The 16,691-nt window shown below is 60.0% G+C and carries 15 protein-coding genes, 1 tRNA gene and 1 pseudogene; 9 read left to right on the top strand and 8 right to left on the bottom strand.

Translation table 11 applies throughout. The features are described 5' to 3' along the window. Positions 1-652 (top strand): hypothetical protein (locus ACZCED_RS22990; RefSeq protein WP_464861854.1); only part of this gene is annotated, 652 nt, incomplete at its 5' end. A 571-nt stretch (positions 653-1,223) separates the two neighbouring features. On the opposite strand, the gene ACZCED_RS22985 is transcribed toward ACZCED_RS22990, so the two are convergent. Continuing rightward, a complete protein-coding gene (locus tag ACZCED_RS22985) occupies positions 1,224-1,397 on the bottom strand; it encodes a hypothetical protein (protein WP_464861853.1) in 174 nt (57 codons plus the stop codon). Positions 1,398-1,532: 135 nt separating this feature from the next. Continuing rightward, a complete protein-coding gene (locus tag ACZCED_RS22980; protein ID WP_464861852.1) occupies positions 1,533-2,027 on the bottom strand; it encodes a C-GCAxxG-C-C family protein in 495 nt (164 codons plus the stop codon). Between the two features lie 52 nt (positions 2,028-2,079). On the opposite strand from ACZCED_RS22980, the pseudogene ACZCED_RS22975 reads away from it, so the two are divergent. Further along, a pseudogene (locus tag ACZCED_RS22975) lies at positions 2,080-3,030 on the top strand (LysR family transcriptional regulator). A 93-nt stretch (positions 3,031-3,123) separates the two neighbouring features. On the opposite strand, the gene ACZCED_RS22970 reads toward ACZCED_RS22975, so the two are convergent. Together ACZCED_RS22970 and ACZCED_RS22965 are read right to left on the bottom strand one after the other, a co-directional pair. Beyond that, positions 3,124-3,468: a hypothetical protein gene (locus ACZCED_RS22970; protein WP_464861851.1), complete on the bottom strand. Its 345-nt coding sequence runs from the start codon at positions 3,466-3,468 to the stop codon at positions 3,124-3,126. 339 nt (positions 3,469-3,807) lie between these two features. Continuing rightward, positions 3,808-4,863, bottom strand: coding sequence for a hypothetical protein (locus ACZCED_RS22965; RefSeq protein ID WP_464861850.1), 1,056 nt, complete (start codon positions 4,861-4,863; stop codon positions 3,808-3,810). Positions 4,864-5,402: 539 nt separating this feature from the next. On the opposite strand from ACZCED_RS22965, the gene ACZCED_RS22960 reads away from it, so the two are divergent. From ACZCED_RS22960 to ACZCED_RS22930, 7 genes are all read left to right on the top strand, one after another. Continuing rightward, positions 5,403-5,975 (top strand): class I SAM-dependent methyltransferase, encoded by a 573-nt coding sequence (locus ACZCED_RS22960; protein WP_464861849.1) that lies wholly within the window; start codon positions 5,403-5,405, stop codon positions 5,973-5,975. 142 nt (positions 5,976-6,117) lie between these two features. Next, a tRNA-Trp gene (locus ACZCED_RS22955) sits at positions 6,118-6,194 on the top strand. A gap of 32 nt (positions 6,195-6,226) precedes the next feature. After that, positions 6,227-6,925: a lysophospholipid acyltransferase family protein gene (locus tag ACZCED_RS22950; protein ID WP_462970978.1), complete on the top strand. Its 699-nt coding sequence runs from the start codon at positions 6,227-6,229 to the stop codon at positions 6,923-6,925. 40 nt (positions 6,926-6,965) lie between these two features. After that, on the top strand, positions 6,966-8,552 hold the full coding sequence (locus ACZCED_RS22945; RefSeq protein ID WP_464861848.1) for an AAA family ATPase: 1,587 nt from the start codon (positions 6,966-6,968) through the stop codon (positions 8,550-8,552). Positions 8,553-8,593: 41 nt separating this feature from the next. Then, positions 8,594-9,934: a tetratricopeptide repeat protein gene (locus ACZCED_RS22940; protein WP_464861847.1), complete on the top strand. Its 1,341-nt coding sequence runs from the start codon at positions 8,594-8,596 to the stop codon at positions 9,932-9,934. A 1-nt stretch (position 9,935) separates the two neighbouring features. Beyond that, the gene (locus ACZCED_RS22935) at positions 9,936-11,585 is read left to right on the top strand and encodes a GspE/PulE family protein (RefSeq protein ID WP_464861846.1); all 1,650 of its coding nucleotides are present in this window, start codon (positions 9,936-9,938) and stop codon (positions 11,583-11,585) included. Beyond that, complete coding sequence (locus ACZCED_RS22930) at positions 11,578-12,783, top strand: type II secretion system F family protein (RefSeq protein WP_464861845.1); 1,206 nt, start codon at positions 11,578-11,580, stop codon at positions 12,781-12,783. The genes ACZCED_RS22935 and ACZCED_RS22930 overlap by 8 nt, the downstream gene beginning before the upstream one ends. A gap of 141 nt (positions 12,784-12,924) precedes the next feature. Here ACZCED_RS22930 and ACZCED_RS22925 read toward each other — a convergent pair whose 3' ends face one another. The 4 genes from ACZCED_RS22925 to ACZCED_RS22910 form a co-directional block, all read right to left on the bottom strand. Next, positions 12,925-14,964 carry a LamG domain-containing protein gene (locus ACZCED_RS22925; protein WP_464861844.1) on the bottom strand — a complete coding sequence of 680 codons (2,040 nt, stop codon included), beginning with the start codon at positions 14,962-14,964 and terminating at the stop codon, positions 12,925-12,927. A 22-nt stretch (positions 14,965-14,986) separates the two neighbouring features. Beyond that, positions 14,987-15,997: a type II secretion system protein gene (locus tag ACZCED_RS22920; protein WP_464861843.1), complete on the bottom strand. Its 1,011-nt coding sequence runs from the start codon at positions 15,995-15,997 to the stop codon at positions 14,987-14,989. 129 nt (positions 15,998-16,126) lie between these two features. Then, a complete protein-coding gene (locus ACZCED_RS22915; RefSeq protein ID WP_464861842.1) occupies positions 16,127-16,393 on the bottom strand; it encodes a hypothetical protein in 267 nt (88 codons plus the stop codon). Between the two features lie 24 nt (positions 16,394-16,417). Beyond that, positions 16,418-16,691: type II secretion system protein (locus ACZCED_RS22910; RefSeq protein ID WP_464861841.1), on the bottom strand; the 274-nt coding region annotated here is incomplete at its 5' end.

The raw sequence follows: 16,691 nt of genomic DNA, 5'->3' as shown, positions 1-16,691 counted from the left end.
GAACCAGGATCATCCGCGGTTGACGGTACAGAACATCACCTTTGCCAATGGCAATTCCAGCGCTGAAACCGAATATGACGGCGGTGGGGCCATTTGGGTGCGCGGGGGGCGGTTCAAGGCCGTCAACTGTCGCTTTTTCAACAATGTCTGCGCCAATGAAGGCCCGGATGTGGGCGGCGGGGCCGTCCGGGTGTTCAGCCAATACGAGGGGCTGCCCGTCTATATCGTCAATTGCACGTTCGGCGGTGTTGAAGGATACGGCAACCGTGGATCCAACGGCGGCGCCATCAGCAGCATCGGCGTCTCATGGACCATCATCAACAGCCTGTTTTCCTACAACAGCGCCCTTGGATACGGCGCCAATCCGGCACAACCCGATACGCCGGGCGGCGGCAGCGGCGGCGCCATCTATAATGACGGCAACACGATGAGGCTGACCGTTCTCGGTTCTCGCATCCAATACAACGACGTCAATGCACACGGCTCGGCCATCTTCTTTGTTTCCAACGACCATACGGGCGATATCATCATCGATGATTCCACCATAACGAACAATCTCGGTGGCTCCTGGTACCCGGCTTACGACGGCATATCCATGCACGACGACACGCCGATCGTGGTGACCGACTCGATCATCGAAAATAATTCGTAAGCAGCGGTCGAACATATGACCATCGAGAGTCAAGAAGTACGCCCTTAACTTCAATGCATCTGCCTCGGCTATTTTTAAGCCACGTCGCAAGTATTTACTGACTGCGGCGGTCGAAACTATCTGCAGGACTGGTCAGCAGTCGGCGCATCACCAAGGCAAATGGAACGCTGCGGGTGCACAGAAACAGAGGGGAGTAGCCGGAAATCAATGTCCCGGCTTGGTATTCTGACCAGTTTCTCACATGTTCTTCCGACCGGAAGAGATTCATGCGCCCTCATGTAAAAGACCAGTTCCTGGCCCATTCCTCCAGGGGGACATTGGTGCATTCCACAATCCCCGAAGGACTCTGGCTTTTCAGAACGCCATCTCGCAGGCCAAGACGCATGGGCTCGCCGCCATCCAGGCAAGATGCATCCACCTGGATGGTTTGGCCCGGGAAGGCCCCAGCAAACTGCCAGGGCATCGAAGCCTCACGGGGCAAACCATTTTTATTGGCCGTGAACGGTAATGCGATATTGCGCGGGAAGATTGCTAAAAGACCCAACGGTTACGATAACGTCGGTATCCGGGTTCAGCCACATGACCCGAGCTTGGCGTCCATCAGCGCGTGAAGCTTGCGTTTGCCTTCGACCGGATAGGCGTCAAACTCACGTGCAATATCGGTGTAGTGAGGGGCGAGACCGGTTTTGACGAACGTGCTCATTATAAAATGGTGAGTCCGGTCCAACTCAAGCCTATCAACCATGGCTTCTCCTTCTTGATCGTCCGCATCAAATTAAAATCACTGCCTGTCAACACTTCCGATCCGTTCATCGGTTTACGGATGGCCTTTTACTGGCCCTGCATCGTGTCTGCCGGGAGATATCGATCAACCGTTTTCTCATGCTTCAATGTGGCGGTTGCCGACCGGACGATCACAAGGCAATGCCGACAGGTTGTCATGGCCGTGGGTCAACATGGCCAACAGTGTGGCGGTGACCTTTTTGACCAGTTGTCGACATTCAGCCATTTGCAGTTCCTGGCCAAACCGCTGGCGAAGCGTTGCACAGTGCGTGGTTTCGAAATCATCTGAAAACCGCTGCCGGATTTCGGCGCCAAGCTTGGCCGGAAGGTCCCACCCTCCTCCCGGTTGGCGTCTTCCATACAGGTGCCCGATTGCAATGAAAGCGCCTGACAGCGCGCCGCAGGCTTCTTCAAAAGTCCGGCCGAACCCGCCGCCAAAAGCGGTTGCGTGCGCCGCCGCCTCCGACGGGTCCTCACCGACAGCCTCCAGCACGGCCGCCGCAACCGCTTCGGCGCAGTGGAACCCGTTTCCAAAATAGTCGGCCGCCTTATGGCTTGCCGTTTGTCTCTCAGTCGCTGTAATCGTCTTCATCGTGTCCCCCTTATAAAATGGTTGTTCGATTCGTAATTAACGATTAATATGGATGATCAATCGTGTCCAACGATTTGTTCCGATACAACCCATCGTTCCCGGCGATAGGAGGGTAAATATGGAATTTCGCCAACTCAGGACCTTTCGCGTTGTTGCCGACCGGTTAAGCTTTTCCAAAGCGGCCGAGCAGCTGTTCATGGCCCAATCATCAGTATCCGCGCAGGTCCGTTCGTTGGAAGACGAGCTGGAGTTAAAGCTGTTCGACCGCATTGGCCGCCGCGTCATCATTACGGATGCCGGACGGAAACTGTATGAATACGCCCGCCGCATTGCAGAGATGACAGATGAAATTCGCTCGGAGATGACCGGTGCTAAAAATGTCCGCGGATCCTTGACCATCCGTATTCCGGAAACCCTGGCGACCGTCTACATGCCTGAAGTCGTGGATCGCTTTCACAATGACAACCCGCGGGTGACGTTGAAATTTATCAATTGTTCAGACCTGCAGCTCAGGGAGGAATTGAATTCCGGGCGCATCGACCTGGCGTTTTTGATGACCGACTCGATTCACATCAAGGATGTCAACGTTCGCCTGCTGAAAACCGAAAACCTTATACTGGTTTCCGGCCCCACGCACCCGCTGTCGAGACAAAAGAAGGTCATACCGAACGATTTGAAAGGACAAACCATCCTGCTTCCGAAAACCGACTGAAGTTATCGCCGGGCTTTCGAGCGGTCGCTCGAAGAACTGAATATCCTACCCGCAAAACTGGAATTTTCCAGCGCAAACAGTTTGCGGGGATGCCTGCAGCGGGGTATTGGCTTTACGGTCTGCCCAGAGGTGTCCGTTCAAAGAGAACTGGCGGAAGGGCGTTTGTCGAAGCTGAAGTGGCGGGGGCAGGAATTGGAGACATCCGTGATAATGATCTGGCATGCCGAAAAGTGGAGTTCTCCGCTGCTCAAGCATTTCAGGATGACATCTGAAGACGTTATCTCCAGCTGATCGAACATTCCCCGCGGCAAGCCGCGGGGAATGCACTCGCTACAGCGGTCAAGCCTTGCGCTTAACCCTGATCCCTGATTGGGTAACCCGGTTCTATTCCTCTGCCTCTGAAGCCGCCATCTTTTTCTCTTTTTTTTCTTTCTTGGTTTTTTTGGCCTCGGGTTCCGGGGCGCGCCGTTTCTTGGGCTGGCTCACTTTTTCGAGGGCCTGTTTTTCGAGCTTGATTTCAGCCTTGCGGGCGATCAGCGCCTCCAGTTCGGCAATGCCGGCCAGCTGCTGCTTGGCCTGGCGGATCTTTCCCTTGATGTGCCTGACCCGTGAATCCCGCTGGATCTGTTTCTCGGTCATCCCGATCGATTTGAGCGTTTCTTCGTGCATTGCCAGCTGGCTTTCGGCGGCTGTCTTGTGCTGCTCGACATATGGTTTCCTTTTCAGCATGGTTCGATTTCCTTTGATTGCGGGTTTGCGTGTCGATCTGGTTTCGTGCGCCGAGTGAAAGAGAGCCAAAACCGTGCCAGGTATTATTATTGTTAAATTACGGCATGTTTCGGGCATCCGGCTAATCACGGTGGGAACCGGCAGTTCCGCTTCTTCACGTCGTGATCGGCCACACCGGTTGCAATCAATCCAGCCGAAAAGATAACCACCTGATAATGTATTTAATTTTATCGACAGATCGACAATTCCGATTTTTTGCTGAAATTGGATCGACCGGCTGCTTTTCGGACTTCCCGGTTCTTGTTTGGCGTCAATCGGTTCTGGCAATGTAAAGGTTTGTCAGCGCGTCAGCGCCTTGCGCAGGTTCTCGAAAATGGGGCGAATGTTTTTTTCAACCTCCCGGTATCCGATCGCCTTGGCAATGTTCTTCCCGATGGCCATGTTCACTTTTTCGGTAAAGGCCTGGTTCAAGAGCACCACCAGGGTGCTGTCCCCGTGGGGCAGGCAGCCGATGACGACCTGCAGGCTGTTCAGCGAGTGGTTCAGGTAAAAACGCCTCTCGGTGATCAGGGCATAGTTGGGTTGGACATCCAGTATCCAGTGTTTGAGGACGAACAGGGGGCGGTCCGATTCCGTCTGCTTGGCCCAGTAGAACTGGTGAACCAGTTCCGGTGGTTTTTTTTCAGGGTAAAAGCGCAGGCAGCTGTAGTAGTCCGGGAACCGCTCCTTGACGAGGAGCATGTCCTCGGTGGCGGCAATCAGTTCCGCGGATGGGTGAACCTGCTTCGACGAACCGAACTGGTAAGGCGCCAGTCCCTCGAGCCCCGCTTTCCGGTAGGACAGGTACCGTCCTTTCAGCACCTCGCGGATGGCCCCGGACATGGTATTTATGGCGGCGCCGTCCTTTTCCCTATCGTTGACCTTTTTGGCCTTTTCTTGGATCAGCGCAATTTCATCAATGCTGAAGTTGAAGGCATCGCCGGCACCCACCGCCATCATTTTTTCTGCCTCGCCCTTTTCCTGGGGTGTGAATGCCAGGCCGGTGAAGGCCTTGTCCAGTTCCGACGGCGCCGCCGCCTTTATCTCACCGATCGCCAGGATGCCGGGACCGTCCGGGGCTGTGGCCTGGTGCTGAAGGGTCTCGACTGTCTTTTCCAATTTCGCCGGGACCAGGACCAGCATCAGGACATTGAGCTGGTTGGCGGCCTCCCTCTCCGGTTGACTCATCATGACAATCTCGCCGTCCTCGAGTTCCTTCACATGCTCCTTGAGAGAGGCATGCTCGACCAACTCCTTTGCAGTCAGCGGCGCTGGCTTGGCATAAGCTCCGGCGGCAACGAGAAGTAGAACGTCAGCGATTACGGCGACGACAAATATACCCGCTCTTATATTCATGCAGCTACCCCCTTGCTAGTAGGAAGTTCCAAGTGGCACTGGCCACCAGGCAATTGGCCCCAGGTCAAAGCGAGACCTCACGTCAGGCCCACGGCAAACCGGAGTAATTTTGTTGTCAACACACAGATGGCCGGTTTTCCTGTGTCTGGATGGACACGAGCCTGAGAATTGAAGCATACAACCCGCTAAGAAATCTTCCGTCCCGTTTGGCTGAGGCTAAGAAAACAGGGTTGGAATGACTCCCATGCTATACCGGTTTTCCGACAAACTACAATAGTCATTTTCTCCACATCCAGCATTTTTTCAGGTGCCGGCGGGCCTGGCATCCGGCTCCAGGAAAAAAATCGAATGCAGAAACACCACGTCAACTTGAAAAAGCATCCGGATTTGGCTTGAATCAAGCCTGCTGATGGACATAGAATAGCAAACGACGAAAAACGAATCCCGATTAGGTTGGGACCGGCCCTTCCTGCCATCCGGAACGACACGCTAGGTGGATTTCCGGCAATCTCACGAGCAATGGTGTCAGCATGCGTTGGATGAAAAAAGCCCTGCTGTTCGACGAACACACCTGCCCCTGGTGGCTGGCCTACACGTGGGACAACCGGCTGCGCAGGTGGCTTCACGATACCCGCGTCATCTTGAAGCCCTACCTGTCCGAGGGCGACCACGTGGCCGACGTCGGCTGCGGCATGGGATATTTCTCGATCGCCATGGCCGACTGTGTGGGAGATTCGGGCAGGGTGTTCGCCGTGGACCTGCAGCAGCAGATGCTCGACGTATTGAACAGGCGCGCCCGTAAGCACGCTGCCGGTCCTCGCATCCAGACCGTGCTTGCTGGCAGCGAGAATAAATACATCCGCGGACCGCTCGATTTCATTCTCACCTTCTGGATGCTGCATGAAGTCGACCGAAAAGATGCCTTTTTGCGGACCTGGTATTCACACCTAAAGGAGGGCGGAGCCTATCTGCTGGTCGAGCCGAGAATTCATACCTCACCCAAACTGTTCGATGAGGAGGTGAACCTGTGCAGGCAGATCGGGTTCGAACTGGCGGACCGCCCCCACGTCCGGGTCAGCCGCGCGGCGCTTTTCAAAAAACCCATGCGCTGAAGCCAAAACTGAGCGATTCAGTTTTTTAGCGATCCCAGATACTGAACCGGATCGGCCGCACGGGTGAAAGGGCCGTCGCCGAATCATTTTTTGGCAGACTTTTTCAATTATCTGTTGTATAACCTGCCTCCAACCACGTTGCAGGCCAGTAGCTCGAATTGGTAGAGCACCGGACTCCAAATCCGGGTGTTGGGGGTTCGAATCCCTCCTGGCCTGCCATTTTTTGTCTTTGCGCTCAGGCCGGCAATTCCATGAGAATCAAGGACACCCTCAAGGATTTCTGTTACCGCCAGCTCTTTCCCCGGGCCGGCCTGGCGCTGGTCAAGCTCATCTCCCGCACCTACCGCTACCGGCTGGTGGATACGCACCACGAACAAGAAGCGCTCGACACCCACGGCAGCGTGGTCTACGCCTCCTGGCACCAGCGGTTTTTCCCGGGCATCACCTTCTTTGCCACCAGAAAGCCCATCGCTATCATGATCAGCCAGAGCCGCGACGGTGAGATGATCGCCCGGGTGGTGGATATTCTGGGGTGGCGTTCGGTGCGCGGATCGTCTACGAGAGGCGGCGTCCACGCGCTCAAGGAACTCCGCTCCCTGACCCGCCGGGGATACCGCGTCGGGCACATCGTCGACGGCCCCCAGGGACCTTTCGGGGTGGTCAAGCCCGGCCTGATCACCATCGCCCAGTTCTCCGGCGCCCCCATCCTGCCGGTCATCGCCTCTGCCGAGCGTCGCTGGACCTTCAACAGCTGGGACCGCTTCATGGTACCCAAACCCTTCTCGCGGATCTTCATCCGGTTTACCCCGCCCATCCATGTCCCCCGCCGGCTCGATCCCGACGCTTTCGAAGCCCTTCGTCAGGATGTTGAAAAACAAATTAAAGAACTCATCATCCAGACCGATAATTGGTGGAGAAGCCCGGATATGATCAGGCGCTATTTTCCCTGATCGCCCCCTTGCGCCGGACCCGCAACCCACGAGGATTCCGATGTCGGAACCCATGTTCAAACTTGTCGTCGCCGACCCGGTGGACACGCCACCGGATCGGGTCTACCTGGACTACTACCAGCTTCGCGAAGCCCCCTTCGCCATCACCCCGGACCCCGAGTTTCTCTTCTCGGCCAGCTGCCATCGGCAGGTTCTCGACAAGATCGACTACGCCATCGACGCCCGCATGGGCTTTGTCCTGCTCACCGGGGAGGTGGGCACCGGCAAGACCACCTTGTGCCGGACGCTGCTCGATCGGTTGAGCCTCGACGCCGAAACCGTCTACGTGATCAATCCGTCCATTTCCGGTCATGAACTGCTGGCTGGCATCCTCGAAGACCTGGGTGCGACCCCGCCGCCGCAGACCACCAAAAAAGCGCTCATCGACCAGCTCGCCCAGCGCCTGCTGACCGACGGCACCAACCGTCCCTTCGTGGTGATCATCGACGATGCCCAGACCATGCCCCCGGAGACCCTGGAAGACCTTCGGTTACTGTCCAACCTGGAATCGGACAAGCGCAAACTCATCCAGGTGGTCCTGTCCGGCCAGCCTGAACTGCTGGACATGCTGGCCAACGAACGGCTACGGCAGCTGAGACAGCGCATCGCCGTGCATTGCCGCCTCAATGCGCTGACCGTCCAGGAAACCGCGGCCTATATCTCCCGGCGGCTCTTCGTGGCCGGCAACACGGGGCAGGTCGCTTTTTCCCATTCCGCCATGCAACTGATCCACAACCCCTCCGGCGGCATCCCGCGGCTGATCAACAAAATCTGCGATTTTGCCCTCACCGCCGGCTATGTCAACGATGCGCCGGCCATCGGACCCGCCCACGTGAACCGGGCCCTGGCCGAGTTGCCGGACCTGGATATACGCAGGGTCTGGAAAGGCCGCCCCACCCTGCGTTACGGGTTACCGGCAGCCGCGATGCTGCTGATGGTGCTCTTTGCCGCCGTCGTTTGGGCCCTGCGACCCGGCGACCAGAGCCCGGCCACACCGATCCAGCCCGGCCCCGCCGCAATCGAGAAGAGCCCCGGCAAGCGGCCGCCAACGGCCTCCAAAGAGGCGGCAGAGATTGAAACGGCCCGTGTAAAAGGCAGCCCCGGTCTGCCTGAAATGGCCGAAAAGCAACTGGGCGTGCCCCATCCCGCCCCGCCCGCCACGTATGCCCTCCAGTTGGGATCATTTCGCACCGTGGCGCACGCCAGGCGGAGCATCGCCCATTACCGCCAGAAAGCCATACCGGCTCACTGGCAGGCAGTGGAGAGCGGGCAGTGGTACCGGGTTGTCACCGGTAAATTCGAAAACAGGGACCAGGCCGTCCAATACAAAACCGATCACCGCTTGAAAGAGGCCCGGGTCATCCACACACCGTGGACGGTCAGGGTGCTGCCGGGGCGCCCGAACCTGTCGGATGCCGAAATTCTTAGATTTATTTCAGAAATCGGCTATGACAGCCTAATGGAAACGGGTCCGGCGGGCGATAATGAAATTTATACCGGTCTTTTTGCATCGGTTGAAGATGCAGCCGTCACCGCCGAGCGGATAAACAGCAGCGGCCATATCCTGGCCCAGGTGGTGACGCGCTGACGCACGTCACCGTCTGACAGCGTGAAACCGGAGTCATTTGCATGAGCCTGATGAACGATGCCCTGAGGAAAAAAAAGCGTGAGGCCACGGAAGGCCCCGTTTCCCAAGGCTTTATTGAGGTTTCCGCGCAGCCTTGGCTAACCAGGCGCTGGCTCGTCGTTCCGGCAGGGCTGATCCTGTTGACCTTCGCGGTCTTTTACGGGAATCATCTGCTGCAGACCGGCGCCGGCAGGCCACTGCCGGCGATGGCGCATCGGCCGGAGCGCTCCCTGCCGCCGGCGGATCATCCCGGCGATAAGATACCCGATGTCCACAACCAGTCTGATGGTCATCCCCGGCCAGCATCGGCAGGTCGTCAGATCGAAACCCTGGAAACCGGGGATCCAACAGAGGGCAATCGCCTGGCCACAGCCGGCGTCAATCCGGCACAGCCATCTCCTGCGGTCCACGGCAACCTGCCGGACACCCGCTCCGGAGAGACCGCTCCGGCGCTGCAACCGGCTGAAAACAAACCTGATGTTGAGCCTGCCGCCAGGACCGCGCCGTCCACTGAAGCGCCGGTACAAACCGATCAAGGGGAAGCCAGCGCCCGACTCCGCACCTTCGAACCCGGTCCGGTTCCAACCGGCCCGTCGGAGAAAAGCCGGGCAGCGGCATCCCGGCAACCTCCGGCATCCGTGAAGCCTCTCCCCTCGCCCGCACCGGATCAAGCATCCCGGACCAAGGGCAAGGTGAGCACAGGCGCAGCCGTCCGCAAAAACGCCCCGACCGGTGCGGAAGAGGATCTGTTTTACAATAAGGCCCGCGCCTACCACCGCAACGGACGCCTGGCCGAGGCCATCCGCCTTTACCGGCAGGTCCTCAAGGCTCATTCAAACCACCCGGGCGCTATGCTGAACCTGGCCGCCGCGTACATGCAGCAGGGAAATTACATCGAGGCCACCCCCCTTCTCGAGCGGCTGGAACAGTGGTCCCCGCGACCCCAAGGCGTGCTGTTGAACATGGCCATGGCGGCAATCGGCATGGGCGCCCCTGAAAAAGCCCTGGAGCACCTGAACCGGGCAAGCGCGCTGTCGGACGCGACCCCCTGGGAAATTCGTTTTCACCGGGCCGTGGCCTTTGCCCGGATGAACCGGCTCCCCGAGGCCCTTGACCTGTATCGCGAAGCCGAAAAGGAGCGGCCTGGCGACCCTCGGCTTCAGTTCAACCTGGCGGTGACCTGCGACGCACTGGGATATTATCCAGAGGCGGTTTCGCGGTATGAGGCCGTTCTGCGTATCTCTTCAGAATCATCTGAAACCGACCACGAAACCATTACCCAGCGCATCCGGACCCTCAGGCGGTATCTCGACACCGCCCAATCACCGGCAACAGGGCGGTAAGATGGCAAAACGTATCGGCGACATTCTTATGGACCTGGGGTTCATCGACCGCGATCAGCTGGAGATGGCCCTCACGGAATCCAAGAAAACCGGGATCATGCTCGGCGACGTGCTCCTGCGGCTGGACTGGGTCACCCAGGAACAACTTCAGATGAGCCTGGCGGTGCAAAGCGGCGCCAAGCTGCTCGATACGGATGCCATCAAGGTGGACCCCGGGCTCATCGCCCAGGTCCCCCAGGAGTTCGTCACCACCCACGGAATCATGCCGCTGCAAAAGCGGGACGACACCATCCTGGCCGCCACCAACAACCCCTTTGACGTGGTCGCCAAGGATAAGCTGGCACGCATCACCGGCTGCCGGGTGGAAACCTACATCGCCTCCAAAGACTGGCTGGCGGGTGCCATCGACCTTTACTACAAGACGGCCCTGGCCATCGATGTCGACATCGATCACATCACGCGGGCCACGGTGACCGACGGCGAATTCGAGGAAAACCAGATCGTCCTGCTGGGGAACCGCCTGATCGAAAAAGGGCTGGTGTTGGGCGCCAGCGACATCCACGTGGTGCCCGACGTGAAGCTGTCGCGCATCTATTACCGCATCGACGGCGTACTCCAGCAGAAGTTCCTCTTCCCCATCCGCTTTCACAAGAGCCTGATCACCCGCTTCAAGATCATGGCGGACATGGACATCTCCAACCCCAACATCCCCCACGACGGACGCATCAAGTACACCGGCGACGTCGGCGAAATCGACATCCGCGTCTCCACCTTCCCCACCCACCTGGGGGAAACCGCGGTCATGCGCCTGCTGGTCTATAGCAAGGTGGTCGGCGACCTGCGGCGCCTGGGACTGGAAGACTCCGATTTCGATCTTTTCCTGTCGCATATCAAGCGGCCTTACGGCCTGGTCGTGGCCACCGGCCCGACCGGGTCGGGCAAGACCACGACGCTCTATTCGGCCCTGATGACGGTCAACGGCCCCAACATCAACGTGATGACCGTGGAGGACCCGATCGAATACGTCATCCCGACCATCCGCCAGACCGCCGTCAACCCCAAGGTGGGACTCTCCTTCGGCAACGCCCTGCGATCGGCCATGCGCCAGGACCCGGACATCATCCTCGTGGGCGAAATCCGGGACACGGAAACGGCCGACCTGGCCCTGCGGGCATCCATGACCGGCCACCTGGTTTTTTCAACCCTGCACACCAACGACGCCGCGTCGGCCATCAACCGCCTGCTGGACCTGGGCGTGAGCAAGGGCATTCTGGCCTCATCCCTGAGCCTGGTCGTCGCCCAGCGCCTGATCCGCAAAATCTGCACCAACTGCTGCGAACACGCCGAACCGACTGAACGGCAGATCGCCTTGTTCCGCCAGCACGGTATCACCCCGCCGGAGCGCCTGGTGGTCCCCGTCGGATGCGACTCCTGCTACCAGGCCGGCTACCGCGGCAGGACAGGCATTTATGAGGTGATCCGCGTGGACCGGGAGATCCAGGCACTGATCTTCTCCGGGGCCCTGCACAGCACCATCGAAGAGGCGGCCGTGAACGCCGGCACCAGCCTGATGCTCAAGCAGGCCCTGAGAAAAGCGGCCGCCGGCATCACCTCCTTCGAAGAGGTCTACCGGGTGGTGGCCGATGCCTAAATTCGGCTACCAGGCCATAGACAGCGCCGGCCGCCTGTTAAAGGGAAGCACCATTGCGGCCAGCGAAAGGGAGCTGGAAGGCAAGCTGTTGGACAAGGAACTCACCCTGGTATCCAGCCAGCTGCACACCGACGGATTTCTGGGCAAAAGCTTCCTCGGAGATCGCATCCGCCAACGCGACATCATCGAGTTCTACCACCGGCTCTACCAGACCCTGGAGCTGGGCCTGCCCATGCTGTCGGCCCTCGAAGAAAATGCCGTCGGACTGCCCTCACGGCCGATGCGGCGTATCGTCGACGAAATACGCATCGCCATCGAAAACGGCAACACCTTCACCACGGCGATGTCCCGGTTTCCCAAAGCCTTCGGCAAGCTCGACCTGGCCATCATCCGCATGGGCGAGGAAACCGGCGTCCTGCCCAAGTGTCTCAAGGATCTGTCCACCTTTCTGGAGTGGAAGGAAGATATCCGCTCGACGGTGAGGCGGGCGGCGATTTACCCCACGTTCGTGATCCTCGTCATCGTGGCCGTGATCGGCGTCTGGGTGGGATATGTGCTGCCCCAACTCGCCGGCCTGCTGGTGCAGATGGGCGTCGAGGTGCCTACCATGACCCGCTTTATCCTGGACCTGAGCCACTTCTTCAGAAACTGGTGGACCGCCATCACCGCTGCTATGGTGCTGTCCGGAATGGCCGTCTACCTGCTCCAGCGGACGAAAAAAGGCGGGGTGCTGTTTCACCGGCAACTTCTCAACTTGCCGGTCGTCGGCGGGGTGATCTCGAACATCGCCATGGCACGGCTGAGCCACAACTTTGCCACCATGTACCAGGCCGGCATGTCCATCAACGGGATCTTCGAGATCCTGTCGGCCAACGTGCTGGGCAACCGCTACCTTGAGATGCTGCTGAAAAAAGCCTTTGACGCGGTTCAACGGGGCGACGCCATCTCAGACGGCTTCGACCGCGCCGGCGGTTTCCCCCCGCTGCTGCTCGGGGCTATACGCAACGGCGAAACCACCGGCACCCTGGACGTCTGCTTCGAACGCTTGGGCAACTACTACGACCGGGAGGCCAAGCGCACCGTCCAGACCATGATCGCCACCATCGAACCCATGTCCATCATCATGCTGGGCGGCATCTTCGGTTTCATCGTCCTGTCCATCCTCCTGCCGTTGTACGATGTGATTGGAAAATTCTGAGAACCGAAGTCAGATGACCGAGGACGGAAAACGAGAACTGAGGACCTCCTTATCAATGTTGGGAGCGTCTTTATGCAAACCCACCTCCCAGCGTAACGCTTCGCCATTCGCCCTTTGAGCTTCGAGCTTCGAGGCTATCCCTCAGTACCCTTCCCTGATCTGGTCCACCGTCAGCGCTCGGTCGTAGACGGCCACGCCGTCGATGGATCCGGTAAAGAAATGCTGGCTTCCCTCGTTGTCGGCACCGATGGTCAGGTCGACGCCGGGCAGCAGGGGCAAACTCACGCTCACGGCGGTTTCATCCAAGCTGCCATCGAAATAGATGCGCATGCTGTCGGCGGCATCGTCGTAGACAAAGGCCACGAAATGCCAGCGGTCCGGGATCATGGCGATGGATTTGCGCGTCACCGTGTAGCTGCTGCCGTCGCCGATGCCGCCGTAGGGCCGGCCGTTGTCCACCCCCAGGAAGTAGAAGTAGTCGCCTGCGCGCCGGGAGACGATCTTGGCATAAGTTCCCGGCGTGCGCTCGCGGATCCAGGCAGCCAGGGTCAGCCCGCCGGTCAGGCGCAGGTCGGGATGATCGGCCACGCGCACATGGTCGTTGCCGTCCAGGCGCAGGGCAGCATCGGGCAGGCCGAAACGGTCCGCCGTGTAAATCCCGCCGACCAGCGTACCGTCATGCCCGGCGCCCCCGCCGTCGTCGGCAGCGCCGTTGAACCCGTATGACACCACCCGGTTGGGGTGAGCAGGCCCGGCCAGCAGGCCACGGATCTCCGCATCGCTCAGGGCCCTGTCGTAAATGGCCACGTCATCGACATCCCCGGTGAAGTGGCTCGCGGTCCCCTCGGAATCGGCGCCGATGGACAGGTCCACCCCGGCGGGGGCCGGCAGGCTCTGCGTCACCGTCGTCTCGCGCTCGGTACCGTCGAAGTGCAGGAACATGCGGTCGACATCGTCGTCGTAGACCATGGCCAGGTGATTCCAGCGGTCGAGGGACATCAACAGGGATTTACCTGTGACCGTGTAATCGACATCATCACCGATGCCGCCATAGGGATGACCGTTGTCCACCCCCAGAAAGTAAAAATAATACCCGGTCCGACGGGAGATGATCTTGGCATACTGGCCGACAGCGGTCTCTTTCACCCAGGCCATCAAGGTGAGTTGGCCGGTCAGGTGCAGGCTGGAATGGTCGCTCACACGCACGTAATCGCCGGATCCATCGAAGCTCAGTGAGGACCCGCTGCCGTCCGGCGTGTCGGTGGACCAGGCGGTGTTCCCGATGAGGATGCCGCTGTTGGATCCCGCACCGTCGCCGGCCGTGGGGCCGGCACCCTCGTTGAAATCCCATTTGGAGACTGGTGAGGGGCCGGCAGCGCATGCGGTCACACCGATATCGAAGCGCCGCTGCACCACGCTTCCGGCTGAATCGGTCAGCATCGCGACCAGCGTGTGGGCACCGGGAGCGGTCGGGATGCCGCTCAGGTCGCAGGCCACACCCGCCGGGGCGAAGCCCATCCAGGCCGGCAGACTGGTTGCCGTCCAGTTGTAGGGCGGGACGCCGCCCTCGGCAAACAGGTCGCCGCGGTATGCCTCGCCGCTGCAGCCTCCGGGGAGTTCGTTGTTGAGTATGGCCAGCCGGCCGGCGGTACGGTCGAAACAGCCGGCCCGGCTGCCCAGGTCGGCCAGCGATACGACCTCGGCCAGGTCCAGCACAGAGACGGCGGCGTTGCCGGTATAAGCCCCCGAAACGCCCGGTGTGGTATCGACAGTGACATTCTCGCCGCCGCTGACGATGAGAAAGGCCGTATTGGCCGACCCGTTGGCGACGATCCCCGCCGATTCCCGGCCACACAGCCCGCCTCCGGCAAAAGCAGCCAGATTGCCGTCGTACACGTAGACCAGCGCGCGCCGCCAGGGATCGTCGCGGACACCGGCGGCCGTTACGAATTCCGCGGCCGTGGGCAGGCGGCCGTTGGACGCGCTCCAGGCAATGACGGAACGGGATGCCCGGTCGAGCAGGTGGCGGGTCGCCTCGGTTCGCATCCGCCGGGTTGCGGGGCCCACCAGGTGCATCCCGGCACCGATCAATGCCCCGGCGATCACGAAGGTCAGCACGATGGGCATCAGGGCCATGCCGGCCTGGCCGGTCGCTGTTCGAAAGAATCCGGGAGTTGCCATGGGTGTGCTTTCCGATGGTCTGTCAGGGGTTGACGGTCAACACATATGAGCGACGGGTACAGTTGTCCATGCTGGCGCCGCCGGCGCATGCCGCGTCGTTGCCCGGATTGGAGTTGTCGCGGACCCAGACGGTCAGCAGGAAGCTTCCGGCGACCGTCGGTGTGCCGTTGATCAGAATGTGGTCGGCGCGTGTCCAGACGGCGCTGCTTTCGGCCAGCACGGAGCCGTCCGTGTCGAATCCGATGTCTCCCGTGTCCGTGTGGTTGCGAAAGTTCAAACCAGCCGGGGCCGCACCGGTGGGCGTCTCGACGCACCAGAGGTAATCCCCGCCGGCGGCAAAGGGAACCCCGCCGTCGACATAAACCGCCGCCGAATAGGGGCTGGTGGTCCGACCGGGAGGCAGTTCGTTGTTGATTATCGCCAGCTGCGGGCTGCGGCAGCCGATCTTGCCGCGCAGTTCGTCCAGGGTAGCCCACTGGAGGATGTCGTCGAAGGGCTCGGCCCGGTTGAGGTCGGCGGCATAGCCGTCCACGTCGCCCACCCCGATGGGGTAAACGTCGATGACCGTGGCCGCGTTGACACCCAGGCTGCCGGCAGTCTGGTTGTTGAAGTTCTCACCGCCGCTCAACACCACAAAGGCTAGGTTGGCCACGGAAACCGGGGCGCTGCAGGCGGCATCCGGGCACTGGCGCAGGGTGATCCGGGTAGTCCGCCGGGTGCACAGGTCGCCGGTGGTCGGGTTTCCGTCGGCCAGAACGGCGTCATAGATGTATTGAACGGGCCGGCTCCAGGCGTCGTTGCGTTTTTTAATGACACCGGGAAACTGGGCTGCCGTGGGCAGCACCCCCCGGTTGGCGGCGGCATAGCCGACCACCGCCTGGGCGCCGGCATCCACCGTTTCGGTGGACTCGATCCGTTTGGCCCGGATGGAAAGCGGGCCGATAAGCGAGGCGCCGAAGCCCACGATGAGCCCGATGATGACCATGACCATGGCCATCTCGATGATGGTGAAGCCGGCTTGGCGGTTTTTCATGGCGTCCCACACAAGGATCGATCGTCGCATCGATTTACGGAGGCGAAAGATGACACCACCGCCCCCACAGGGATGGTTCCTGGTGGAGGCGTCGGCAGAGTTCCAAGATTACAGGCAGGCTAAGGCAACCTATAGCGGCAGGTAAAAATATGCCACCGGGCTGCCCGCCGCCGTGTAGTTCTCGTTGGCGCGGATGGTGCCCGTATTGTAGACGCCGTCGTCATACTTGGTGTCGATCTCCAGGGCCACGTCCCAGGGCAGGTTGTCGTAGCGGATGTAATGGTTGTTGCCCGAGCCGGGGTTGACCCAGTAGATTCGATAAACACCGCCGAAGGCATGCTTGGGAAGGCTGGTGGCGCTGCCGTCGAAGGTCCCGTCGATGATGCCGGCAAGCACCAGGTCCTGGAAGACGAACGGGTCCTATGCGGCGGAAATCAGCCCGTTGCCATTTCCGTCGTTGGTATCGCTGGGCGGGCTGGCGGCCAGGTTCTCATCGCCGGGATAGGCGCCGAACTTGTCGTAATAGGTGTAGATGGCCGCCCGCAGCTCGTCGGCAGATTTGACCACCCGTTTGACCTTGGCATTCTGGATCATGGCCTGCCCCTTGAGGACCCCGCCGATCAGCAGTCCGATGATTACCAGCACGATGGCGATCTCCACCAGCGTGAAGCCCTTCTGATTCCTTTTCATGACA

The sequence above is a fragment of the Desulfosarcina sp. genome (genome assembly GCF_055467485.1).
This window is presented reverse-complemented; position numbering and strand designations above follow the sequence as displayed.